The 21,689-nt window shown below is 63.6% G+C and carries 25 protein-coding genes and 1 other RNA gene; 14 read left to right on the forward strand and 12 right to left on the reverse strand.

What is annotated here, in order from left to right:
• Positions 1-22: 22 nt before the first annotated feature.
• On the reverse strand, positions 23-586 hold the full coding sequence (locus ACNHGR_RS18060) for a helix-turn-helix domain-containing protein (protein ID WP_475287849.1): 564 nt from the start codon (positions 584-586) through the stop codon (positions 23-25).
• Between the two features lie 100 nt (positions 587-686).
• Between ACNHGR_RS18060 and ACNHGR_RS18065 the strand changes: the two genes are divergently transcribed.
• Positions 687-1,139: a DUF6456 domain-containing protein gene (locus ACNHGR_RS18065; protein ID WP_184270127.1), complete on the forward strand. Its 453-nt coding sequence runs from the start codon at positions 687-689 to the stop codon at positions 1,137-1,139.
• A gap of 307 nt (positions 1,140-1,446) precedes the next feature.
• Here the strand turns inward: ACNHGR_RS18065 and ACNHGR_RS18070 are convergent, their stop codons facing one another.
• The 4 genes from ACNHGR_RS18070 to ACNHGR_RS18085 all read right to left on the reverse strand — a co-directional run bounded on the left by ACNHGR_RS18070 (position 1,447) and on the right by ACNHGR_RS18085 (position 4,184).
• On the reverse strand, positions 1,447-1,989 hold the full coding sequence (locus ACNHGR_RS18070) for an NUDIX hydrolase (protein WP_184270130.1): 543 nt from the start codon (positions 1,987-1,989) through the stop codon (positions 1,447-1,449).
• Complete coding sequence (locus ACNHGR_RS18075) at positions 1,986-2,663, reverse strand: TPM domain-containing protein (protein ID WP_475287851.1); 678 nt, start codon at positions 2,661-2,663, stop codon at positions 1,986-1,988. Before ACNHGR_RS18075 ends, ACNHGR_RS18070 begins: the two co-directional genes overlap by 4 nt.
• A complete protein-coding gene (locus tag ACNHGR_RS18080) occupies positions 2,663-3,469 on the reverse strand; it encodes a TPM domain-containing protein (protein ID WP_475288471.1) in 807 nt (268 codons plus the stop codon). The genes ACNHGR_RS18075 and ACNHGR_RS18080 overlap by 1 nt, the downstream gene beginning before the upstream one ends.
• Before the next feature lie 112 nt (positions 3,470-3,581).
• The gene (locus ACNHGR_RS18085) at positions 3,582-4,184 is read right to left on the reverse strand and encodes a LemA family protein (RefSeq protein ID WP_475287853.1); all 603 of its coding nucleotides are present in this window, start codon (positions 4,182-4,184) and stop codon (positions 3,582-3,584) included.
• A gap of 106 nt (positions 4,185-4,290) precedes the next feature.
• Here ACNHGR_RS18085 and mscL point away from each other — a divergent pair, with 106 nt between their 5' ends.
• The 13 genes from mscL (at position 4,291) to ACNHGR_RS18150 (ending at position 14,668) form a co-directional block, all read left to right on the forward strand.
• Entirely contained in the window at positions 4,291-4,728 is a 438-nt protein-coding gene (gene mscL, locus ACNHGR_RS18090) for a large conductance mechanosensitive channel protein MscL (RefSeq protein ID WP_184270139.1), read from the forward strand.
• 146 nt (positions 4,729-4,874) lie between these two features.
• The gene (locus ACNHGR_RS18095; protein WP_311269029.1) at positions 4,875-5,144 is read left to right on the forward strand and encodes a hypothetical protein; all 270 of its coding nucleotides are present in this window, start codon (positions 4,875-4,877) and stop codon (positions 5,142-5,144) included.
• A gap of 153 nt (positions 5,145-5,297) precedes the next feature.
• Positions 5,298-7,664 (forward strand): chemotaxis protein CheA, encoded by a 2,367-nt coding sequence (locus tag ACNHGR_RS18100; RefSeq protein WP_475287854.1) that lies wholly within the window; start codon positions 5,298-5,300, stop codon positions 7,662-7,664.
• Positions 7,665-7,675: 11 nt separating this feature from the next.
• The gene (locus tag ACNHGR_RS18105; protein WP_475287856.1) at positions 7,676-8,113 is read left to right on the forward strand and encodes a chemotaxis protein CheW; all 438 of its coding nucleotides are present in this window, start codon (positions 7,676-7,678) and stop codon (positions 8,111-8,113) included.
• An 82-nt stretch (positions 8,114-8,195) separates the two neighbouring features.
• On the forward strand, positions 8,196-8,561 hold the full coding sequence (locus tag ACNHGR_RS18110) for a response regulator (protein WP_475287858.1): 366 nt from the start codon (positions 8,196-8,198) through the stop codon (positions 8,559-8,561).
• 71 nt (positions 8,562-8,632) lie between these two features.
• Positions 8,633-9,715, forward strand: a complete 1,083-nt coding sequence (locus tag ACNHGR_RS18115; protein WP_475287859.1) for a chemotaxis protein CheB — start codon at positions 8,633-8,635, stop codon at positions 9,713-9,715.
• Positions 9,715-10,596, forward strand: a complete 882-nt coding sequence (locus tag ACNHGR_RS18120; RefSeq protein WP_475287860.1) for a CheR family methyltransferase — start codon at positions 9,715-9,717, stop codon at positions 10,594-10,596. Before ACNHGR_RS18115 ends, ACNHGR_RS18120 begins: the two co-directional genes overlap by 1 nt.
• A gap of 129 nt (positions 10,597-10,725) precedes the next feature.
• A complete protein-coding gene (locus ACNHGR_RS18125) occupies positions 10,726-11,424 on the forward strand; it encodes an N-acetylmuramoyl-L-alanine amidase (RefSeq protein WP_184270156.1) in 699 nt (232 codons plus the stop codon).
• 42 nt (positions 11,425-11,466) lie between these two features.
• Positions 11,467-11,869: RNase P RNA component class A (rnpB, locus tag ACNHGR_RS18130), an RNA gene on the forward strand.
• A gap of 61 nt (positions 11,870-11,930) precedes the next feature.
• The gene (locus tag ACNHGR_RS18135; RefSeq protein WP_475287862.1) at positions 11,931-12,479 is read left to right on the forward strand and encodes a J domain-containing protein; all 549 of its coding nucleotides are present in this window, start codon (positions 11,931-11,933) and stop codon (positions 12,477-12,479) included.
• Positions 12,452-12,790, forward strand: a complete 339-nt coding sequence (locus tag ACNHGR_RS18140; RefSeq protein WP_475287863.1) for a (2Fe-2S) ferredoxin domain-containing protein — start codon at positions 12,452-12,454, stop codon at positions 12,788-12,790. The genes ACNHGR_RS18135 and ACNHGR_RS18140 overlap by 28 nt, the downstream gene beginning before the upstream one ends.
• Positions 12,791-12,878: 88 nt before the next feature.
• The gene (locus ACNHGR_RS18145) at positions 12,879-13,136 is read left to right on the forward strand and encodes a hypothetical protein (protein ID WP_475287865.1); all 258 of its coding nucleotides are present in this window, start codon (positions 12,879-12,881) and stop codon (positions 13,134-13,136) included.
• Positions 13,136-14,668: a methyl-accepting chemotaxis protein gene (locus tag ACNHGR_RS18150; protein ID WP_475287866.1), complete on the forward strand. Its 1,533-nt coding sequence runs from the start codon at positions 13,136-13,138 to the stop codon at positions 14,666-14,668. Before ACNHGR_RS18145 ends, ACNHGR_RS18150 begins: the two co-directional genes overlap by 1 nt.
• Positions 14,669-14,738: 70 nt before the next feature.
• Here the strand turns inward: ACNHGR_RS18150 and ACNHGR_RS18155 are convergent, their stop codons facing one another.
• From ACNHGR_RS18155 to ACNHGR_RS18185, 7 genes are all read right to left on the reverse strand, one after another.
• Entirely contained in the window at positions 14,739-15,353 is a 615-nt protein-coding gene (locus ACNHGR_RS18155; RefSeq protein WP_184270171.1) for a superoxide dismutase, read from the reverse strand.
• Positions 15,354-15,827: 474 nt separating this feature from the next.
• Positions 15,828-16,490, reverse strand: a complete 663-nt coding sequence (gene ispZ / locus ACNHGR_RS18160; protein WP_475287869.1) for a septation protein IspZ — start codon at positions 16,488-16,490, stop codon at positions 15,828-15,830.
• Complete coding sequence (gene ftsY, locus ACNHGR_RS18165) at positions 16,480-17,418, reverse strand: signal recognition particle-docking protein FtsY (RefSeq protein WP_475287871.1); 939 nt, start codon at positions 17,416-17,418, stop codon at positions 16,480-16,482. The genes ispZ and ftsY overlap by 11 nt, the downstream gene beginning before the upstream one ends.
• Positions 17,418-18,743 (reverse strand): tRNA (N(6)-L-threonylcarbamoyladenosine(37)-C(2))-methylthiotransferase MtaB, encoded by a 1,326-nt coding sequence (gene mtaB, locus ACNHGR_RS18170; RefSeq protein ID WP_475287873.1) that lies wholly within the window; start codon positions 18,741-18,743, stop codon positions 17,418-17,420. Before mtaB ends, ftsY begins: the two co-directional genes overlap by 1 nt.
• A 5-nt stretch (positions 18,744-18,748) precedes the next feature.
• Complete coding sequence (gene dapF / locus ACNHGR_RS18175) at positions 18,749-19,549, reverse strand: diaminopimelate epimerase (protein WP_475287874.1); 801 nt, start codon at positions 19,547-19,549, stop codon at positions 18,749-18,751.
• A 44-nt stretch (positions 19,550-19,593) separates the two neighbouring features.
• Complete coding sequence (locus ACNHGR_RS18180; protein WP_475287876.1) at positions 19,594-20,214, reverse strand: energy transducer TonB; 621 nt, start codon at positions 20,212-20,214, stop codon at positions 19,594-19,596.
• Positions 20,211-21,614, reverse strand: a complete 1,404-nt coding sequence (locus ACNHGR_RS18185; RefSeq protein WP_475287877.1) for an amino acid permease — start codon at positions 21,612-21,614, stop codon at positions 20,211-20,213. The genes ACNHGR_RS18180 and ACNHGR_RS18185 overlap by 4 nt, the downstream gene beginning before the upstream one ends.
• Positions 21,615-21,689 lie beyond the last annotated feature (75 nt).

A 21,689-nucleotide genomic window follows, 5' to 3' on the forward strand; every position in this document is an offset into this window, starting at 1 on the left:
AAGCAGCCCCGCGCGGGCTTGGCTAGAGGCGTCGGACGAGTTGCACCGCCACAGCGGCCCATGGCGGATCGGTCAGTACCAGTTGGCGTGCGCCGGACCCCAGCGGCAGCAGTTGCAGCCGGTCGCCTTCGCGGCCGATGAGCCGCCCGAACAGGAAGCGGCCGGCTGGGCGGGGCAGAAGGAGGTCGCGATTGAGCGTACCGCCAAATTCTTCCGGCGTTATGCGCTTGCACCAGATGGCATCGCCATTGCGATAATCGCCGATGCTGGCATTGACATGGATGCCGACCATCCCGTCCGATGCTATCGGCGGCGGGAAGGCCAGTGGCCGCGTGGGCGCGCGGGCGCCGTCTGGCCCGAGCAGGGCCGCGATCGGTACGGCGGCCTGCCCCGGCAAAGCAACCAGTTCGGCCGTCGTCACGCCGAGCGCGAGGGCGATGCGATTGAGCCATTTGACCGATACGGTACGCGTGCCGGTTTCCAGTCGCCCGATCGTCTGCGCCGTGGTAGGTGGATCGCACAGCGCGCCGACCTGCTCCAGCGTCAGCCCCTTCGCCTTGCGAACCTCGCGAATGCGCGTAATCATCCCATGTCCTGTTCAAGAACCTATTTGGTTTTCTCTTTCCTACAAACTATCCTGCATGGCAAGTCCCTGCGCTACGATCGCTGGCAGCAGGGAGATATCTATGGCCACTACCCATATCGAACAGATGATCGAAGGGCCGGATGGCCGGACACAGGCGGTCATGGTGCATATTGGCGAATCGCCGATCGCCTGGCTGCACGCGCGGGGGCATCTGAACGAGCGGCATTATGTAGCCGGTGATCTGTTGCGCCGCGATTGGGAGCAGGCGGGGTTGGGCGCGCGCGTCACGATGCGTTGGGACGGGGCGCCACGTACCGGGCGCATGGCGGGGCGGCAGGGCGATCCTACGCTGATGCAACTGGCGGCGCGGGAACGGTTCGACGGTGCGATCAAGGCGGCTGGGCCGGGGCTGGCCGACATATTATGGCGGGTCGCATGCGCGGGGGAGGGGCTGGTCGCGGCAGAGAAAGCCTTGGGCTGGCCCAGCCGCGCCGGCAAGCTGGTACTGACGCTGGCGCTGGATCGGGTCGCTACCTGGTATCGGGTGATATGAAACGCTGCTCAGGGGACACGGACAAATTTGCGGGCAACTCGCTGCCAGACGATCCCAGCGCGGCGGAGCAATGGCCCGTCCTACAGGATCGATCTCAATTGTCCGGCGATCGACTCATGAGCATGTCGATAGAAGCGCCGCTGCCAACGCACCGCGCGGGCACTGCAAAAGCGACATAAGGTGACAATCTTGCACGCATTTTGCGGTGCTTTTGTCACCTTGTCGCCCAAGTCCGGACGATGGGGACTCGTCAATCGCGCTCAGCGCCGCCTTTGAGGGGGCAAGCGCGCATTGCCACTGCCAGCCGTTACGCCACCATGCCTGCGCCCAGCAGCAGGAGCAGCTTGACGTCCATGGCATAGCCTTGCGCGCGCCAGTCGGCCATCTGTTCGTGCAGCGTGGCGAGCGGCACGCGATGGACATGGATGTCTTCATCCGCGACGCCGCCGCCTTCGCCGGTTTTTACCAGTCCGTGCGCACGGAACAGGGTGAAGCTTTCCGAGACCATGCCGGGCGAGCTGTAGAACTGGCCAAGCGATTCCAGATGATCGGGACGATATCCGGTTTCCTCTTCCAGTTCGCGGGCGGCGGCGAGGCTGGTATCCTCGCCCTCTTCCTCATCACCCACAAGGCCGGCTGGCAGTTCGATGCAGCGACGGCCGAGCGGTACGCGATATTGATCGACCAGCAGGACATGACGACCATCATCCGCCTCATCGATCGCCAGAATGACGGCCGCATGGATGCCGCGTGCGCGGCCGACATACTCCCATTTACCCCGCCTCTTGGCGGTGATGAAGCGGCCGGCCCACATGACTTCTTCAGGGGCGGTCCGGTCGGGGTCAGTCATAATTCGATCAGCCTGTCGGGGAGTTCGTTGATATCGTCGTCGGCGCGCGGGAAGTGGGCAGCCAGCACCAGCCCGACTTGCCGCACGGCCTCTGCCAGCCCTTCGCCGGCGCGGCCAGCGCGGATCGCATCGATCAGCGCGGCCATCGCCTCGCCCCAGGCTTCCGGCTTGACCTTCGCGTTGATGGCGCGGTCCGCCACGATCTCGGCGCGATGCTCGTCTAGTGAGAGGTAGATGAGAACGCCGGTGCGCCCGCGGGTGCGCGCTTCCGCCGCGGTGCGAAACAGCAGGATGGCACGGCGCCTGACCCGGCGCGCCTTGGTAGCGCGCGGCGTCACCAGCATGCGCAGCGGCATGATCGCGAGCAGATAGCGCACGACCAGAAATTTGAGGATGAGGAGGCCGAGCAGCCCCATCAGCAGCTTCCAGTCGGCCAGTTCATGCTCCCAGTCAAGCAGCAGCATCGACAGGAATGTGCGCAGATGCGCCGGGAAGGCGGCCATCAGCGCAAGGGCGATGAACACCGCTGCTGCTGCCCAGCTGAGGCCGACATCATGATAGCTGTCGGATCGCCGTGCGACGATGGTGACGATCTCGCCGGACGTATGCGCTTCAGCCTCAGCCACGGCGCTGGAGACAAGCTCATGGTCGGATTGCGAAAGATGAAGCTGCATCACCAATCCCCCGATGCGCCGCCGCCGCCGAAACTTCCACCGCCAGAAAAACCACCACCGCTGTGGCCGCCGCCCCAACTGGAACTGCCGCCACCCGATCCCCAGCCGGAGCCGCCCCAGTCCGAGCCAGCGCCCGGTCCCCAGATGATGATCGGCCCGCTGCCGCCGCCACGCCGATAGCGTTTACCACCCTTGGCGCGTGACAGGAGGGGAAGAGCGACGAAGAAGACGATGAACAGGATGATCCAGAAAGCGATGATGCCGCCGCCGTTATCATCTTGTTTGCGGGCGGCCGCCTCTGCAGCCGCGGCGCGTTGTTTCGCTTCATCGGGGGGCAGGGCGAGCAGGGCGGTGATTTCATCTACGCCGGCACCGATGCCGCCCGCCATATCCCCCGCCTTGAACCGCGGGCTGATGACATTGCGGATGATCTGGGAGGAAATAGCGTCGGTCAGCACGCCTTCCAGTCCATAGCCGACCTCGATCCTGATCTTGCGTTCGGCAGGCGCGATGATCAGCAGCGCGCCGCTACTGTCCTTGTCGCCGATCTTCCAGTCTCGACCGAGCCGATAGCCATAATCGGATATGTCATAGCCCTGGAGATCAGGGATGGTCGCCACCACCAGCGATCGTCCGCTGGCCTTCTTCTGCGCAATCAGCTTGGCACTGAGCGCCTGCTCCTGCGTCGGGTCGAGGATGTTTGCGGCATCGACCACGCCCTTGTCATCGAACGCCGGAAATGTCTGTGCCCAGGCCGACGGCATCAGGGCAAGCATGGCGAGGAGCAAGAACAGCAGGGACAGGATCAACCGGTCGGGCCGGCGCTTTCCGGACGGGAAAGAACAGGCCCTAGACAGGCTCAGGCCGAACGGGGCAGGCGCGCGCCCCGTCGGCGTAAGGGTGGCGACGGGCACCGCGTCAGTTGCCGAAGTCGACCTTTGGCGCTTCTTCCGCGCCCGGCGTGGTCGCCTGGAACGGGGTCATCGGCTTGGCGCCATGGATGATCTTCGCGCCGATCGCGTCGGGGAAGGTGCGGATGCGGATATTATAGGCCTGTACTGCGCCATTATAGTCGCGGATCGCGACGGCGATACGGTTTTCCGTGCCCTCAAGCTGCGATTGCAAGTTCAGGTAATTCTCGTTGGTCTTGAGGTCCGGATAGGCCTCGACCGAGGCGAGCAAGCGGCCAAGCCCCTGGCTCAGTTGCGCCTGCGCAGCCTGGAACTGCGCGACCTTGGCGGGGTCGGACAGGTCTTCTGCATTGACCTGAACAGAGGTCGCCTTGGCGCGGGCCTCGGTCACCTTGACCAGCGTGTCCTGTTCCTGCTTGCCCGCCGCCTTCACCGTGGCGACGAGGTTGCCGACCAGATTGGCGCGGCGCTGATATTGTGCCTGCACATCGGCCCATTTGGCCTTCGCTTCTTCCTCCGCAGCCGGCACGCTGTTGATGCCGCAGGCGGACAGGGTGAGCGCGCCGACGATCGGCAGAAGCACTGTGGAAAAACGACGCATCAGCGACATGGAACATCCTCGGCTTTGTTTCGCTGTTGAAATAGGACGTTGCCCCGGGCGGCGCAACGGGCCATGCAGTCAATCATCATCGCAAATGGTATAAGGGGCTTACACCATGGGGCTGGTTTCCGAATTCAAGACGTTCATCAATCGCGGCAATGTGATGGATCTGGCGGTCGGTGTCATCATCGGCGGTGCCTTCGCCACCATCACCAAGTCGCTGACCGATGACCTGATCATGCCGGTCGTCGGCTACATCTTCGGCGGCGCGGACTTTTCCGGCTATTTCCTGAGGCTGGGCGACCTGCCTGCCGACTTCAAGGGCAATCCCACCAGCTATGCCGACCTGAAGGCGGCCGGCGTTGCCATGTTCGGCTGGGGCCAGTTCCTGACCGTGCTGGTGAACTTCATCATCCTGGCCTTCATCATCTTCCTGCTGGTCAAGGTGATGAACAAGCTGACCGCCAAGCCGGAACCCGCACCGGCCGCGCCTGCGCCCACGCCGGAGGACATCGTGCTGCTGCGCGAAATCCGGGATTCGCTCAAAAAATAATCGTTTATGCGACGAAACGAGCCTGAGACGGGAACCATCAGGCGTACGGCCGGTTGATCGGCGTCGGGGTTTGAGGCGGCGGCATGCCGCCACGACCCGGTGCCGAATGACGTATGCCCTGAGGGGGCGCAACAGGAGATAACGCCGTGAAAACTTTCGTCGCAGTTCTGGGCCTTGCCAGCCTTGTCGCACTGTCCGCATGCGATTCCGCCAAGGAAAACAAGGTCGAGAACGCATACGAGAATCAGGCGGATGCGCTCGACAATCAGGCCGACAATATGGAAGCGATGGCCGACAACCTGTCCGGCAACGCTGAAAATGCGGCTGAAAACGCTGCCGATGCGCTGGAAAACAAGGCTGATGCGACGCGCGAAGCAGGCGAAAAGGCCGGCGACGCTGTTGAGAAGCATCAGTAAGCGCCGGCGCCATAGCCAGGCTTTCAGGGCGTCGCGGTTTTTCGCGGCGCCCTTTTTCTTTGTGCCGTTCCGCTGTTCAACGCAGCTTTAACGGCCCTTTAACTACGTCGCCGCAATGGTGCCGATGCGCGCAGCCTTTGGGGCCTTGAGGGAATGGACGAGCTACTACAGGAATTCATATCCGAGACCCAGGAGACGCTGGAGGCTCTTGCAGGCGAAGTCGTCGCCTGGGAGGCCGACCCATCGGACCGGGACCGGCTGGACGCGATCTTTCGCTTCTTCCACACGGTAAAGGGTAGTTGCGGCTTCCTGAACCTGCCGCGCTTCGAGCGGCTGAGCCATGCGGCCGAGGATGTGCTGTCGGAAATTCGCGCCGGCAACCGCCGTCCCGATCCCGCGACCGTCAGCGCCGTGCTGGGCATCATGGACAGGATCGGCGAACTGACCGAGGCGGTGGCGATTGGTGCTGCGCTGCCGAGCGAGAATGACGATTTCCTGATCGGTGCATTGAGCGCTCGGAACGACGAGCCTGAACAGGTCGTGGTCGAGGCCGCGCCCGTCGCCGTGGCGCGATCGGGCGGGGCGCAATCGGGGCCGCGTACCATTCGCCTGCCGCTCAGCCTGATTGATCAGTTGATGAACGGCGTGTCGGACATGGTGCTGGCGCGCAACGAATTGTCGCGCAAGCTGCGCGAGCGGTCGGCCGACCCCGAACTGGACAATGTATTCGAGCGGCTGTCGACCTGTGTTGCCGACATGCGCGATGTGATTTCCAAGACCCGGATGCAGCGTGTCGACCGCCTGTTCGCCGCGATCCCGCGCATGGTGCGCGATCTGGGCCGGGAACTGGGTAAGCGGATCGACCTCAGCCTTGAAGGCGGCGACGTCGAAATGGACCGCGAAATGGTGGAGATGGTCGTTGACCCGCTCACCCATATTGTGCGCAACAGCATCGACCATGGCATCGAGACGCCGGAAAAACGGCGTGCCGCCGGCAAGCCTGAAGTCGGGCGACTCCGGCTGGAGGCACGTCAGTCGGGCAACCAGATCGTCATCGCCATCGCCGACGATGGGGCTGGTATCGATACGTCTCGGCTGGTGGACAAGGCGATCGCCGCCGGACGCCTGACGCCCGATGCCGCCGCGCGCCTGTCCGAGCAGGATAGGCTGGATCTCATCTTCCACGCCGGCTTGTCGACAGCTAGCAAGGTGACGGCCATTTCCGGTCGCGGTGTCGGCATGGATGTGGTCCGCGCTAATGTGGAGCGGATCGGCGGCGTTATCGCGCTGGAAAATCAGCCGGGGCAGGGGCTGTGCATCACGCTGCGCGTGCCATTGACCCTGACCATCATTCCCGGTCTGATCGTTCGCGCCGGTGGCCAGCATTTCGCCATTCCGCGCGCGGCGGTGGTCGAGATATTGCACGACAATAATGAGACGTTGCAGGTCAGCGAAGTAGGCGGTGCGAAGATCGCGACGATCCGCGCCGTGCGTCATTCGATGGTCGATCTTGAGGATGTGCTGGGCATGACAAAGCCGGCGCAGCAGGGACCGCGTGCCATCATGGTGGTGCGTTCGGCGACCGGCGTCCCCTTTGCCATGGGTGTGTCGGCGGTCGACAATCATGAAGAACTGGTGATCCGCCCCGCTTCGCCGCTGGTAATGGCGAGCGGCGTCTATGCCGGCATGACGCTGCCCGACAATGGCAAGCCGATGCTGTTGCTGGATGCGGCGGGCCTGGCCAATGCGGCGCGGCTGCCCAATATCATCGACGATCGGGCGGCGCGGCAGCTGGAAGAAGAGTCGGACGCACAAACCGGCGTCGAAATGGTCGCCGCGCTGCGGTTCGAGGAGTTGTCGGGCGAGCGGCGGCTGCTGAAACTGTCGTTGATCGAGCGGGTCGAGGATATCGATGCGAACTTGTTCGGCCGGTCGGGCGCCCGCGCATTCGTGCGGCTGGACGGTCGTCTGGTACCGGTGGCCAATGGCCTGTCGCAGTTCGACCGGGACAAGGTATCCGCGTTGCGCCTCCGCGATGATCGGCGGGAAGCCTGCTATCCGGTCGCGGCGGTGCTGGATATCGTCCAGATGCCGGTCGTGCCCGACATGGTGGCTATGCACGGCCTGTTGAGTGGCGTCGCGGTGATCGAGGGCGAGCATTTGGAGGTCATCAACCCCTTCGCACTGTTTGCCGCGCTGCCCGCAGAAGCGCTGGTCGAGAGGGTCCGTGGACGCTGTCTGCTGGCGGACAGCGATGATGGCTGGACGCGCGAGATACTAGCGCCGCTGCTACGACAGGCGGGGCATGAAGTGCTGCTGGGCCTGCCGGGCGACAGCATGGTCGATCCCGAGGATGTCGTGCTGTGTACAGAGGTGGATGCGGCGCAGGCTGCAGAAATCATGGGATGCCGCGTCGTCCATCTGCGCGCTTCACCCCGTCCGACGGGACCGCAGGATGGCAGCATCTATCGTTATGATCAGGATGCGCTGATGGCGGCGATTGCCGGTCGGCGGGGATAAGGAAGAGGCGCATGGATCAGCTCTATCTTTTCGCGACTTTGGCGGGCACGCGAATCGCGGTCGAAACCGGAGAGGTGGAGGCTGTCGTCCGCCTGACCGACGTGTCGCCCGTGCCCGGCATGGGTGCGCATATCGCCGGCCTGTCCGCCCTGCGCAGCCGGGTGCTGACCATCATCGATGTGGCTGCGTTGATTCGCGACCGGGCCACGCCGGTCGAGCAACGCGGTCTGGCGATTATCGCGAACATCAGTGGCCATAGCTATGGCCTGATGGTCGATGGCGTAACGGATATTTGTCGCGTTCCGGAAGGGGCGCTGCCGCTGCGTGGCCAACTCGAACCGGCTTGGGCGCCCTATACCCGCGCGCTGGTCGAGCATGAGGGCCATCCTTGGCTGCTCGTGTCGCTCGCCGCCTTCATTGAGGGCGGGGCGCTAGCTCAAGCCGCCTGATACATACGCACTTGTTTACCAAATCCTCGCCTTTGCTGGTTAAGCCCGACGCAACGGGATGCAAAAATCTAAGGGACGCTTCATGAAGAATTGCCTGGTCGTCGACGACTCGAAGGTCATCCGCAAGGTGGCCCGCCATATACTCGAATCGCTCGACCTGACGGTCAGTGAGGCGGTGGACGGGCAGGATGCCCTAACTCAATGCGAGGTTTCGCCGCCCGATGTGGTGTTGCTCGACTGGAACATGCCCGTGATGAGCGGGATGGAATTCCTGCAGGCGCTGTCCAGCGCGAAGATGGCGGCGCGGCCCAAGATCATCTTCTGCACGACCGAAAATGGCATCAGCCATATCAAGGCCGCCGTCGAGGCAGGGGCGGACGAATATGTGATGAAGCCGTTTGATCGCGAAACGCTCGAAAGCAAGCTGGCGATCGTCGGGGTGATCTAGCGGTCTTTCTGTCCGTTGATCCAGGAGTGCCGCAGATTTTCCTTTGATCCTTCCGCACAGAAAGCCCCGTGATGACCGCGATGATGCCGATAATGACCAACCAGGGGGACGCACGACCTGTCGTGCGCACGCTGGTTGTGGACGACTCGGTCGTCGTGCGGACGGTGATCGAGCGCATTCTGAATGCCGATCCTGGCTATAGCGTCGTCTACAAGACGAACAGTGCCGAACATGCGCTGGGCTATCTGGCCGATCATGTGGTCGATCTGATCTTGCTGGATATCGAACTGCCAGGCCAAAGCGGTCTGGCTGCGCTGCCGGAGATATTGCGCGCCAATCCTTCGGTGAAGGTCGCAATCCTGTCCGGCAAATGTGAGGAAGGCAGCGCCGCTGCGGTTGAAGCTCTGGCGCTGGGTGCCAGCGACATATTGTCGAAACCAGGCAGCGGCAGTTTCGGCGAGCAATTTCCGCAAGCGCTGATTGATCGCTTGAACCGCCTGTTTGGTGATCGGCCGATAGTGCCGCCACTACCGCGTGTGGCGGCGCCGATTGCCATGGATTCGACCGGCGCACCGCTCGCCTGTATCGGTATCGGCGCATCGACCGGGGGGATTCACGCACTGGGCCAACTGTTTCAGGGGCTGGCGGCGCCTCTGGGAGTGCCGGTACTGCTGACCCAGCATCTGCCTGCCAGCTTCACCGTCTATTTCGCACAGCAGTTGTCGCGCATGACAAGCCTGAAGGTGAAGGTCGCGGAGACCGGCGACATGCTGATGCCTGACACGGTCTATGTCGCGCCGGGTGATGCCAATATCCAGTTGCGTCGCAGCCTGCATGGTCGGGTGGTGATCCTGCTCAATCCCGAGCGGACGCCGGCCGGCAACCTACCGGGCGTGGACCCGATGTTTGCCAGCATGGCTGACGTCTATGGCGCTGGTGCGGCCGGCATCGTCCTGACCGGCATGGGGCGCGATGGCACGCTGGGCGCCCGTGACATTGTGGCGGCAGGCGGCTGGATCGTGGCTCAGGACGAGGCGAGCAGCGTCGTATGGGGCATGCCGGGATCGGTTGCCGGTGCGGGGCTGACTTGCGCGGTGATGGAACCGCTGGCCATCATGAATTTCGTGGCCCGCCGTGGGAAGGTCATCGCCTGATGCCATTGTCTCCCGCAGGTTCCCCCACTTTTCAGGGCGCTGCGCGCATCCTGTCCGGGCTGCTGGAAGCTCGCACGGGTCAGGTGCTGTCGGAAGGCCGTGCCTGGCGGATGGAAACCGCGTTGCGTCCGATCCTGCGCGCGCATGGTTTGCAGACGATCGACGATCTGGCCGCGCAATTGCTGCGCAAGCGTGATCCCAAGCTGGACGAGGACGTGGTCAACGCGCTGCTCAACAATGAAAGCAGCTTCTTTCGCGATCTCCAGATCTTCGACATGATTCATCGCCAGATCCTGCCGCGAATCCAGCAGGAGCGGCAGGAGGATCGGACGCTGCGCATATGGAGCGCGGGGTGTTCGACCGGGCAGGAAGCCTATTCGCTGGCGATCCGGATGCGTAACGATGTCGAGCGCTGGCAGGGATGGCGGATCGAGATATTGGCGACCGATATTTCCACTGCGGCGATCGAGCAGGCACGGGCTGGTATCTTTTCGCAGATGGACGTGCAGCGCGGGCTGGCGGTGGGCGACCTCATCAAATGGTTCGAACCGCATGGCGAGGATTGGCGGGCCAATCCCGAACTGCGACGGATGATCGATTTCCGACGCGATAATCTGTTCGATCCTCGCGCGCCATCGGGCGAATATGATCTCCTGCTTTGCCGCAACGTATTGCTTTACTTCACGCCAGAGCGCCGGGTTGAAGTGCTGCGCCTGCTGGCCCGGCATAGCCATGCCGGATCGGTGTTGTTGCTGGGTGCTGGGGAGACGGTGATTGGGCAGGGCGACGACTTTCTGCCGCATCCCGATTTTCGTGGTGGCTATGCGCCCAAGGCGCTGGTGCCCGATTGCGTCGGCAGGCCGGTCCGTCGCGTCGGCTGAAGAGCCTGCATCCGCATTAACCCTGCTTGATTGCTGCGCCTGTCTCGGCCATGGTCATGCGCAGGCCGCCAAAGGGGCAGGCCGGAAGGGTGCGATGATCGAGCCGCTGCAAGTGACTGGCCTTTTCCGATGACCGACATGCCCATGATCGACACGCCGTCGCCCAATTACGACGACCGCAGTCTGCCCATCACGATGCTGGTGCTGCATTATACTGGCATGCCCGACGCTGCGAGTGCGATCAATTGGCTCTCCAATCCGGAATCGAAAGTGTCGGCCCATTATGTCGTGACCGAGGACGGTCAGATCATCCGCATGGTCGATGAGGCTAGGCGCGCTTGGCATGCGGGCCGGTCGCACTGGCGCGGCGTGGATGACGTCAACTCTGCCAGCATCGGGATCGAGATCGTCAATCCCGGCCATGAGTGGGGCTATCGCCCTTTCCCGGAAACGCAGATGGGATCGCTGATCCCGCTGGTTCACGCAATCGTCCAGCGACACAAGATCACGCGCGGCAACATCGTGGGGCACAGCGATATTGCGCCGGCTCGCAAGCAGGATCCGGGCGAGCTTTTTCCTTGGGGGCAACTTGCGCGGTTGCGGCTGGCATTGCCGCGCCCGACCAAGAATCTGATGGACCCGCACTGGACCGACAGTGGCTTCATGCTGGCGTTGGAACGGTTCGGCTATGACATTGCCGATCCCAAGGCGGCGGTGGTCGCTTTCCAGCGGCGCTTTCGGCCCGAACTGATTGATGGCGTGATCTGCGGCGAGTGTCGGGCCATTTTGCTTGCCCTGCTGCTGCCCAAACCCCGCGGAGATGAATAAGCGGGATGACGGGGCAGGAAAATCGGTCTAAGGCCCGTCCCGCCAGAGGGCCGGGCGGCCGCGGCGTGGCGGGTAACTTCCACGGCGAGGAAAGTCCGGGCTCCACGAAATGACGGTGCCGGCTAACGGCCGGCTGGAGTGATCCAAGGGACAGTGCAACAGAAAGCAGGTCGCGTTTTGTCTTAGGACATTGGGGTTTCGACCACGCGAAATTGAAAGGGTGCGGTAAGAGCGCACCGCGTCTGCGGTAACGCAAGGCGGCACGGTAAACCCCACCGGGAGCAAGACCGAATAGGGGCGGCGCGCAGTTTCGACTGCTAGGTCTGTTTCGACCGAGATCGCCCGGGTTGGTTGCTTGAGGAACGGAGCAATCCGTTCCCTAGAGGAATGGTCGCCTATCTCCGCAAGGAGGGGACAGAACCCGGCTTATAGGCCCTCTGGTATTTTACGCCGCAAAATTGGTGGCTGGGCTGGCTTTCCGCCCGCACCTTCCCTAATTCGGGACAATGGCAAGAAATAGCCGATCGAATGACTGGGGCTTTCCCCGCTGGCGTGCCTATGGGGCAGCGCGTGAGGCGCAGCGCGTGCGCATGTGCGACCGTTATGGCTGTGACCAGCCGGGCGATTGCCCGGCGCCCAAGTCGCCCAATAGCCCCGAGCGCTGGTATTTCTGCCCCGAACATGCCGGCGAGTATAACCGTAACTGGGACTATTTTCAGGGCCTGGACGATGAAGAACGGGGGTCGCGGGAAAAGGCCGAGCGGCGCGATGCCGGCGGCTATCAGTCCAGCGCTTATCATGGCTGGGGCGGACCGGGCGATGGCAGCCGCTCGCGTGACGAGTTGCATGCGCTCAAGGCACTAGAACTGGAAGATGACGCCGGGTTCGACGCTGTGAAGAAGAGCTGGCGTCGACTCGCCAAGGAATATCATCCAGATGTGAAGCCGGGCGACAGCGATGCGGCGGTCCGATTTCAGGCGATCCAGGCGGCCTATGAAGTGTTGCGTGCGGCCGAGGAGCGGCGGACGTGGAAACCGCGGGGCGCGGCGGATTGAAGGATCAGGTTCGATCCAACTGGTCCAATGTGGTGCTAGTCTGCCGCAAATGTTCAAAAAAACTGGACGGTGGTTTCGGGCCGAGCGGTAACGAGCGGCTGGCCAAGGCGCTGCGCAAGCATTTGTCCCTCAATAAGGGGCGCAAGGCCGCAGCAGGGATTGTGGAAGTCAATTGTCTGGGCGTATGCCCCAGGGACGCGGTGACGGTGGTTGATGGTGCCGCCAGCCGGGACTGGCTGCTGGTCCGGTCGGGCGCCGATCTGGACGAACTGGCCGAGGCGCTGGGCATAGTTGGCCCCAAAGATCCTTAATATTATTCTTACCAATGCCGCCTAATCGGAGGCAATGCCTGTATTTGCATCCTTTCGGCGGGGTCTGCCCCTGACTGCGCAATGCGCCTTGGTTCTTTTCGGGCTGCTCGGCCTTTATGCCGTTCCGCCTGCCAGCGGACGGATGCTGCTGTTACCCTTGACCCATGAAGCGGAAGCAACTGTCGCGCCGATTGCCGTTGCCCGGGGGGCACGGCTGGTGGCCAAGGGGCCGTGGCCGGGGTCGCTTCTGGTCGAAGGCGATCGGGACCAACTGGTGCTTGCGTTGCTGCGTCAGGGTGTGATCGCCCTGTCGGCGCAGATGGGCGGCTGTGGAGCGTCCGCCTGATGAGCGCCATGACCAGCCTCGATCGGTTGCGATTGCAGGGGCTACGCATCTTGCTGTGCGTCAATTGGTGGTGGACGGTGGCGATCGGGCTGGGCGGCCTGTTCCTGGGCGTGCAGCATGGCGCACGCGCGCTATTGCTGTCCGCGCTCGTCAACCTGCTGCCCACTATCGGTGTGATGCGCCAGCGCGGGGATCTGGAGGTGCGGTTGGCGATGGGCACGCTGGCAGCGGTGCAGCCGGCCATCGGGCTCTATCTCCTGTCCGGTCATGCATGGCAGATGGATGGCCATATGTTCTTCTTCGTGGCGCTCGCGGGTCTGGCGCTGCTCTATGACTGGCGACCGATCCTGCTAGCGGCGTCGTTGACGGCGATTCATCATCTCATCCTCAGTCTGGCCCTGCCTGCATGGGTGTTTCCGGATCAGGCCAATGTCGGCCGGGTGGCAATGCATGCCGTGGCGGTGGTGTTGCAGGCGGCGGTGCTCTGTTATCTGACGATCCGTTTGCGGACGATGCTGTTGGCCTTGGACGGTCATGTGGTGCAGGCGGGCGAATTGGCGCAGGAAGCGGAAAAGGGGCGCGATGCGGCCGAAGCGGCCATGGTCGCCAGCCGGGAGATAGATGCGCGTGCGGCACAATTGCGTGCGCAGCAGGAGGCTGAAAAGGCCAGCATGGCAGCGGATCGGCGGTCGGCGACCCTGGCGCTGGTGCAGGATTTCCGCCAGTCGGTTTCGGAAATCGTCGGATCGGTTGGTGCCGCGGCGCAGGAACTGGACGATTCTGCGCGTCAGCTCAACCAACTGGCGCGACGGGCCAGCGCAGGGACGAAGGACACGGTGGCGATTGCCGAGCAATCCTCTGCCAATGCCGCCATGCTGGCGCAGCGTATCGAACAACTGTCGGAATCGATCGCGGCGATCGCTTCGGCGTCGCACCAGCAAGCGGTGCTGGGCGGCGAGGCGCAGCGCGTGTCAGGCACGGGGCATCAGGCCGTGCATGAGTTGGAAGGCCGCACCACATCCATCACCAGTTTCGCCAATTCGATCACGGATATTGCAGCCCGGACGAACCTGCTCGCGCTGAACGCCACGATCGAGGCGGCGCGTGCCGGGGAGGTGGGCCGGGGCTTTGCAGTGGTGGCAGGAGAGGTTAAGCAACTGGCCGGGCAGGCAGCAAACGCGACCGGTGAAATCCATGCGCTTGCTTGGTCGGCTCGGGAAGGGGCGGGTGTGGCGCGCGAAGCTCTGTCCGAAGTCGCGGGCGTGGTGGCGCAACTGGCGGGCGCGGCGGATGAAATCCAGCGGGCGGTGGCTGATCAGCGCGATGCGACCAGTGCGATCGGTGAATCCGCACGTGGGACTGCGCAGGATGCCGCCAGCATGACGCGGCAGATGGGCGATGTGGCGGATGTGGCGCGCGACACGGAGAGCCTGTCGGGGCGGGTGTCCAGTGCGGCGTCGAGCCTGTCGCAGACGGCGCAGATATTGCAGCGGGCGGCGGACCAGTTCGTCACGCAACTGGCCGCAGCCTGATCGCGCGTTTTTCCCTGCGCCGGGGCAGGGAGCAAGGGCCGGTCGCGATGGCGACCGGCCCTTTCCTGTATCAGGCCGGCTGGTCGGCGCGGCTGGCGCCTTCGCCGTCCAGGTTCAGGGCGGCGAAGTCCCAGTTGATCGCTTCCTTCAGCAGCTTTTCGGCATAGGCCGGGCGCAGGTTGCGATAGTCGATATAGTAAGCATGTTCCCACACATCGAGGATGAGCAGCGGGGCATGGCCTTCATGCGCGACCGGGGTGTCGGCGTCATGATAGCTGGTCACTTCCAGTTTGCCGTCCTTCAGGATCAGCGCGGCCCAGCCGCTGGCGAAGTGGCCGACGGCCTCTGCCTTGAGCTTTTCGATCAGCGCGTCGACCGAACCGAAGGCTTCCTCGATCTTGGCGAGCAGTTCGCCGGTCGGGGCGGTCTTCACCGGAGACAGCGAGTTCCAGTAGAAAGTGTGGTTCCAAATCTGGCCGACCTGGTTGAACAGGCCGCCCTTGGACGACTTGATCAGTTCCACCAGCGACTTGCCCTGCAACGAGGCGTCGGCGGCGACCAGTTCATTGGCCTTCACGACATAGGCATTGTGATGCTTGCCATGGTGGAAATCGAAGGTTTCGACCGACAGGATGTCGCCGAAGGCATCCTTGGCATAGGGCAGGTCGGGCAGAACAAAGGCCATCGCGGAACTCCTCGGGTTCGTTATGGGACGGCCGCACGGGCTGGCGCGACCGTTTGATTCTATGGTCCAGGCGGGGCGTGGACGCCTCCGTCGCCTTCCCATATGCGCACCCAACGCCCAAGAAAACAGATATGTGCCTATTGCGAAACGATCTCAGAAAATCGTGTCGAAAGCTGACCGTAAAGGGCGGGCAAAGCGGTTTCTTGACAGTATCGGGTGGGTCGAACAGGATCGGACCATGCAGAGCGGCATAGCCTTTCAGCGCTTCCGTCATCACGGGGGCCAGCTTCTCGCGGGCGATCCGCCCCGGGCCTGACAGGCGTTCCGCCGGCAGTGTTCGCGGAGAAGCCTTTACGGCGCGCTTTTGTCTACAATCGCAAGAGCCGATCGCAGGATAATGAAGATCGACTCTGTAGGACAGGAGACTACGCTGCCAGACAGGCAATGCGGCGCAGGAAGATTTAGCCCCGCGTCCTAGCCCTGCGGCGGGGTGGTTTCGCCCACCTCGTCGCTGTTCAAGCCATCGCCCAGCGTCAGGCCGTGGCGCATCAGCATCGGGATGTTGGCAGCGGCGAAGACGACCGACACGATGGTCACGCCCCAGACCTTGACCGCCAGCCAGGTGTCGAAGGTCATCGTCCGGCGCATCGCTTCATTGGCGACCGCCATGGCAACGAAGAAGAAGGCCCAGTTGCGGGACAATTTCAGCCAGCCTTCATGCGTCAGCCCGTCATAGGCGGCCTGTAACAGATATTTGAGCAAAGGCTGGCCGCGCAGCAATCCGGCGAACAGCATCAGCGCGAAGAAGGCGTAGATGATGGTCGGCTTCAACTGGATGAAGCTCTGGTCGTGGAAATAGATGGTGAGGCCGCCGAAAAAGAGGATCAGCAGCGCCGACAGCCAGAGCATCGGCGACACGCGGCCCAGTTTCACCTTCGAGACGATGACGGCGACCACGATCGAGATCATGAAGGCGGCGGTGCCAAAGGTCATCGCCGTGATCGGATTGCCGGCGCCCCAGAGCCAGCCCGCCCCCTTGTAGGTCAGGAAGAAGACCAGCAGCGGCCCGAAATCGAGCGCGAGGCTGAGGGTGCCGTTATGCGCCGGCTTGGCGGCGGGCTTGCTGTCAGCGGGCATAGGCCGTCCCTGCAATGGCGCGGGCCATGTCGCCCGGATCGAAGGGGCGCAGATCCTCGATCTTTTCACCCACGCCGATGGCATGGATGGGCAGGCGGAACTTCTCGGCCGCCGCGACCAGCACGCCACCGCGCGCCGTGCCATCGAGCTTGGTCATGACGAGGCCCGTGACCTGCGCGGTTTCCTTGAAGACTTCGATCTGGTTCAACGCATTCTGTCCCGTGGTGGCATCCAGCACCAGCACAACGTCGTGCGGGGCGGCCGGGTTCAATCGGCCCAACACCCGGCGCACCTTGGCCAGTTCGTCCATCAGTTCGGTCTTGTTCTGAAGACGGCCCGCGGTGTCCACGATCAGCACGTCGATGCCCGTCTCCGTCGCCTGCTTGACCGCGTCGAACACGATGCCGGCGGCATCGCCGCCTTCCTTGCCCGCGACGATGGGGATGCCGAGGCGCTCGGCCCAGACCTTCAACTGGCCGATGGCCGCCGCACGGAAGGTGTCACCGGCCGCCAGCATCACGCCATAATCCTGTTCCAGGAAATTATTGGCGAGCTTGGCGATGGTGGTGGTCTTGCCGGAGCCGTTGACGCCGATCACCAGGATGACCTGTGGGCGCGGAAAGGCTTCGATCTCCAGCGGGCGGGCGACCGGGGCGAGGGTCTTCTCGATTTCCTCCGCGATGATCTCGCGCAGATATTCCTCGGTCAGTTCCTTGTTATAGCGCCCTTCGGCCAGACGATCGCGCACGCGCGCGGCCATAGCGGGGCCAAGGTCGGAGACGATCAGCGCTTCCTCGATCTCGTCGAGGGTCTGAGCGTCGAGCGCGGCCTTGGAGAAAAGGCCGGTGAGATTGTCGCCGAGCCTGTCGGACGTGCGCTTCAGTCCGCCGAAGAGGCGGTCGCGCCAGCTGGTGCCGGTATCAGTCATTATGCTGCCTCTTGCGCGATCAGAGCGCCATTCTCAAGGCCCGTGATGGTTGCGCGGACGATGGAGGAAGGGGGCTGTGCCGATGCGAAGCGGATCGGCGCGAAATTTTCGGCATGGCCGGTCAGACCGCTGCGTTCGACCAGCACCGATTGCGCCGTGCCGATCAGGCTGCGCAGCCAGTCGCTGCGGCGGGTGGCGCAGGCATCGCGCAGGCGGGCGGCGCGGGCCTTGATCGTGGCGCGTTCGACCTGCGGCATCCGGGCTGCGGGCGTGCCGGTGCGGGGCGAGTAAGGGAAGATATGGCCGTGGACGATGTCGCATTCGTCGATAAGGGCGAGGCTGTTTTCGAACATCGCGTCGTCTTCGGTCGGGAAGCCGGCAATGATGTCGGCGCCGATGCTGATGTCGGGGCGGGCGGCCTTGACGCGTTGCACGATGGCAATGGCATCGGCGCGTCCGTGGCGGCGCTTCATCCGCTTGAGGATCATGTCGTCGCCGGCCTGTAGCGACAGATGCAGGTGGGGCATCATGCGCGGTTCGTGGGCGATCAGGTCGAACAGGCGCTCGTCAATTTCCACGCTGTCGATGGAGGAGAGCCGCAGGCGGGGGAGGTCGGGCACGCCCTTCAGGATGCGTTCGATCAGCAGGCCGAGGGAGGGGCTGCCGGGCAGGTCGGGGCCGTAGCTGGTGACGTCCACGCCGGTCAGCACGATTTCCTTATAGCCCGCATCGACCAGCTGCTTCGCCTTGTCCACGACCGCGCCGGCGGGGACGGAACGGCTGTTTCCCCGGCCATAGGGGATGATGCAGAAGGTGCAGCGATGGTCGCAGCCATTCTGCACCTCCAGGAAGGCGCGGGCATGGTCGGCGAAAGCGGACGCCATATGCGGCGCGGTATCGCGCACGGCCATGATGTCGGAGACGCGGATATCGGGGTGCGGAGCAAAAGAGCCGTTCGTTTCGAGCGAAGTCGAGAAACGATCAGGATGCGCTAGCTGCTTCTCGACTTCTCTCGAAGCGAACGGAGGTTCGTAGGTTGCCGCCTCCATCTTTTCCCGATTGCCGATCACGCCGTCGACTTCGGCCATGGCGGCGAAGGTCTGGGGTTCGGTCTGGGCGGCACAGCCGGTGACGAGGATGCGGGCGTCGGGGCGTTCGCGTTTTGCCCGGCGGATCGCCTGCCGGGTCTGGCGCACGGCTTCGGCGGTCACGGCGCAGCTGTTTACGACGATCAGGTCGTCCTGCCCGGCCGCCATATCACGGATCGCCTCGCTCTCCGCGATGTTGAGGCGACAGCCCATGGTGATGATGTCGGGACCGGCCATGGCGGTCAGAAACGGGACCAGTCGGCCTCGCCATCGAAGACATGGGTGGCGGGGCCGGTCATCTGGATGGTGCCGCCGGGCGCCCAGTCGATGACGAGATCGCCGCCGGGCAGGCTGACGGTGACGGGACCGGCCATCAGCTTGCGACGGATGGCGGCGACGGCGGTAGCACAGGCGCCGGTGCCGCAGGCGCGGGTGAGGCCGGCGCCGCGTTCCCACACGACGAGGCGGAGATGATTGTCGCCGACGACCTGCGCGAAATTGACGTTCACGCGGGCCGGGAACAGCGGATCATGCTCGATCAGCGGGCCGAGGCGATCGAAATCGACGGCGTCCAGATCATCCACGAAGAAGATGACATGCGGGTTGCCGACATTGACGGCGGCGGGGGCGGGCAGCTCTTCCCAGCTGGCGCCCATGGCCAGCGTGTCCATGGGGTAGGCGAGCGGGATTGCATCCCAGTCGAAGCGGGGCGCGCCCATGTCGACGCTGGCGCCGCCATCGACGCCCTTCGCATCGAGCAGGCCCGCCTTGGTGCGGATCAGTACGTCGCGACCGACGAACAGGGGGACGCAGCGGGTGGCGTTGCCGCAGGCTTCCACTTCGCTGCCGTCGGCATTGAAAATCTGCATCGACACATCGGCGTCGTCGCTCTGCCCGATCAGGATCAACTGGTCGCAGCCGATCCCGGCATGGCGGTCGGCAATGGCGCGGGCGCGCGCCTCCGTCATGTCGACCGCGCCATCGCGCGCGTCGATCACCACGAAATCATTGCCCAGGCCATGCATCTTCGAAAAACGTCCCATGGCCGCGCATGTAGTGGGGGTGGAGGGAAAAGGCGAGTCTGAGCTTATTGACTGCTGGCCTGGAATCGCACGCCGAAGGTTCGAACCATGGGGATCGGATTGCCGTCGGTGTCGCGGATCGGCGCAGGAACCAGCATCTTTGCTTGGGTGCAGGCGACGGTTGCCAGTTTGACCGCGTCGAGGCTGTCATCCAGCGGTTCGCAATAGACGACCTGCCCTTGGTGGTCGATTCTTGCGAATATGCCTATTCGTGCCTCGCGCGCGCCCTTGGGCAATCGTGTTACCGCCAATTCGATGTCAGGCGGACGATCGGCTGGTGGTGAAGGGTGCCGCTTTTGGCCGGGAAGGTTCCAGTTAATTCTGCCTCTATATGTTCCACTCGTCGGATTGTGATTTTCGTCGGTCGCAGGCTCGAAGGTCGCGCGCGCGTATAAGAGGTTGCAGGTCATCTGATCCAGCTCAGCTGATCCGGTTGATTGGATGATGCTGCATTGGCTGACGCGGCCCTTGGGTGATATGACGATCTGAAAATCTGCAGTCCCGGCTTCTCGCCTGTCCTTTGCGCCTTTGGGATAGTCGTTGTGCGTCACCCAATAGCTTGGTGAGTTTGACGGTACTGGCATGGAGAGTGTGGAGGCCAGCAGAAGTGCAGCAGAAAGGGTCATGCGATCGTTCCTGAAGTTGCCCGCCTCTGCCCATAGAAGAAGTACACCCCCAACCCAATCGCATTCCAGATTGCACACGCAACGATGGTCTTCATCGGCAGGCTGAGGAACAGATAGGCGCAGCCTGCGACGGCGCCGATACCGACGACCCATGCGGCCGGGGTGCGGAAGGGGCGCTTGAGGTCGGGCGCGCGCTTGCGCAGGACGAGGAGGCAGAGGCCAACGGCGGTGAAGGCGATCAGCGTGCCGGCATTGGCCAGCGCGGCGATTTCATCGATCGGCAGGACGCCGGCGATGATCGACACCAGCGCCGCCGTGACCAGCGTGATGCGGGCGGGGGTGCCGCGCTTTGAAATGCGGGCCAGTGATTGCGGCAGGAAGCCATCGCGCGCCATGACCAGGAAGATGCGGCTCTGGCCGTAGAGAAAGCCGAGCAGCACGGTCGGCAGGGCGATCACGGCGGCGATGGCGACGATGCGGGCGATGCCGCCCTGACCCATTTCGCGCAGGATGAGGGCCAGCGGTTCGGGTGAGTCGGCAAAGCGGGTGAAGGGCAGGGCGCCGATCGCGGCGGCGGCGACGAGGACGTAGATGAGTGTGCAGACGATCAGCGATCCGACGATGCCGATGGCGAGGTCGCGGTCCGGGTTCTTGGCTTCCTCTGCGGCCGTCGAAATGGCGTCGAAGCCGTAAAAGGCGAAGAAAATGATCGCGGCGGCAGCCATCACGCCGCGTTCTACGCCATCCGGACCCATATGCTTGGCGAAGCCGAAGGGCATGAAGGGTTCGAGGTTCGCTGCGTCGAAAGCGGGCAGGGCATAGGCGACGAATAGGCTGAGCGTCACGATCTTGATGAGGACGAGGATGGTGTTGAGCCGGGCGCTTTCGCGCGTGCCGAACATCAGCAGGCCCGCGACCACGGCGATGATGAAGATGGCCGGCAGGTTCATCACGCCGCCCAGTTCCGGCCCTTTGGTCAGCCATTCGGGGAAGCCCAAAGGCGTCAGCAGCGGCGCGGCATAGCCCGACCAGCCGACCGCCACGGTCGATACGACAAGGCTATATTCCAGGATCAGCGACCAGCCCACGATCCAGGCGATCCCTTCGCCCAGCACGACATAGGAGTAGCTGTAGGCGCTGCCGGCCGCCGGCATCATGGTGGAGAGTTCGGCATAGGCGAGTGCGGCGCAGGCGCAGATGGCGCCAGCAATGGCGAAGGAGAGCAGGACGGCGGGGCCAGCGCGGTCTGCGCCGACGCCGATCAGGGTCAGGATGCCGGTGCCCACGATCGCACCGACGCCCAGCGCCAGCAGATGCGGCCAGGACAGGGTGCGCGCCATCTGGTGCCCGGCATCCTTCGGCGTCATCGCCTCCATCGGCTTGCGGCGTGTCCAACTCATGATTGTAGGCTCCCCTCGATCTTTGCCTTAGCTTCGCACATTTCCCGCAAAATGCGACATAAAATTACACGGCGT

Source organism: Sphingobium sp. RS1 (assembly GCF_056156825.1).

Bases quoted from the DNA above. Each gene is read 5' to 3' on its own strand.
- ACNHGR_RS18060 (WP_475287849.1), bottom strand. From the start codon at position 586: ATGATTACGCGCATTCGCGAGGTTCGCAAGGCGAAGGGGCTGACGCTG.
- ACNHGR_RS18065 (WP_184270127.1), top strand. From the start codon at position 687: ATGGCCACTACCCATATCGAACAGATGATCGAAGGGCCGGATGGCCGG.
- ACNHGR_RS18070 (WP_184270130.1), bottom strand. From the start codon at position 1,989: ATGACTGACCCCGACCGGACCGCCCCTGAAGAAGTCATGTGGGCCGGC.
- ACNHGR_RS18075 (WP_475287851.1), bottom strand. From the start codon at position 2,663: ATGCAGCTTCATCTTTCGCAATCCGACCATGAGCTTGTCTCCAGCGCC.
- ACNHGR_RS18085 (WP_475287853.1), bottom strand. From the start codon at position 4,184: ATGTCGCTGATGCGTCGTTTTTCCACAGTGCTTCTGCCGATCGTCGGC.
- mscL (WP_184270139.1), top strand. From the start codon at position 4,291: ATGGGGCTGGTTTCCGAATTCAAGACGTTCATCAATCGCGGCAATGTG.
- ACNHGR_RS18100 (WP_475287854.1), top strand. From the start codon at position 5,298: ATGGACGAGCTACTACAGGAATTCATATCCGAGACCCAGGAGACGCTG.
- ACNHGR_RS18105 (WP_475287856.1), top strand. From the start codon at position 7,676: ATGGATCAGCTCTATCTTTTCGCGACTTTGGCGGGCACGCGAATCGCG.
- ACNHGR_RS18110 (WP_475287858.1), top strand. From the start codon at position 8,196: ATGAAGAATTGCCTGGTCGTCGACGACTCGAAGGTCATCCGCAAGGTG.
- ACNHGR_RS18115 (WP_475287859.1), top strand. From the start codon at position 8,633: ATGACCGCGATGATGCCGATAATGACCAACCAGGGGGACGCACGACCT.
- ACNHGR_RS18120 (WP_475287860.1), top strand. From the start codon at position 9,715: ATGCCATTGTCTCCCGCAGGTTCCCCCACTTTTCAGGGCGCTGCGCGC.
- ACNHGR_RS18125 (WP_184270156.1), top strand. From the start codon at position 10,726: ATGACCGACATGCCCATGATCGACACGCCGTCGCCCAATTACGACGAC.
- ACNHGR_RS18135 (WP_475287862.1), top strand. From the start codon at position 11,931: ATGGCAAGAAATAGCCGATCGAATGACTGGGGCTTTCCCCGCTGGCGT.
- ACNHGR_RS18150 (WP_475287866.1), top strand. From the start codon at position 13,136: ATGAGCGCCATGACCAGCCTCGATCGGTTGCGATTGCAGGGGCTACGC.
- ACNHGR_RS18155 (WP_184270171.1), bottom strand. From the start codon at position 15,353: ATGGCCTTTGTTCTGCCCGACCTGCCCTATGCCAAGGATGCCTTCGGC.
- ispZ (WP_475287869.1), bottom strand. From the start codon at position 16,490: ATGCCCGCTGACAGCAAGCCCGCCGCCAAGCCGGCGCATAACGGCACC.
- ftsY (WP_475287871.1), bottom strand. From the start codon at position 17,418: ATGACTGATACCGGCACCAGCTGGCGCGACCGCCTCTTCGGCGGACTG.
- mtaB (WP_475287873.1), bottom strand. From the start codon at position 18,743: ATGGCCGGTCCCGACATCATCACCATGGGCTGTCGCCTCAACATCGCG.
- dapF (WP_475287874.1), bottom strand. From the start codon at position 19,549: ATGGGACGTTTTTCGAAGATGCATGGCCTGGGCAATGATTTCGTGGTG.
- ACNHGR_RS18180 (WP_475287876.1), bottom strand. From the start codon at position 20,214: ATGACCCTTTCTGCTGCACTTCTGCTGGCCTCCACACTCTCCATGCCA.
- ACNHGR_RS18185 (WP_475287877.1), bottom strand. From the start codon at position 21,614: ATGAGTTGGACACGCCGCAAGCCGATGGAGGCGATGACGCCGAAGGAT.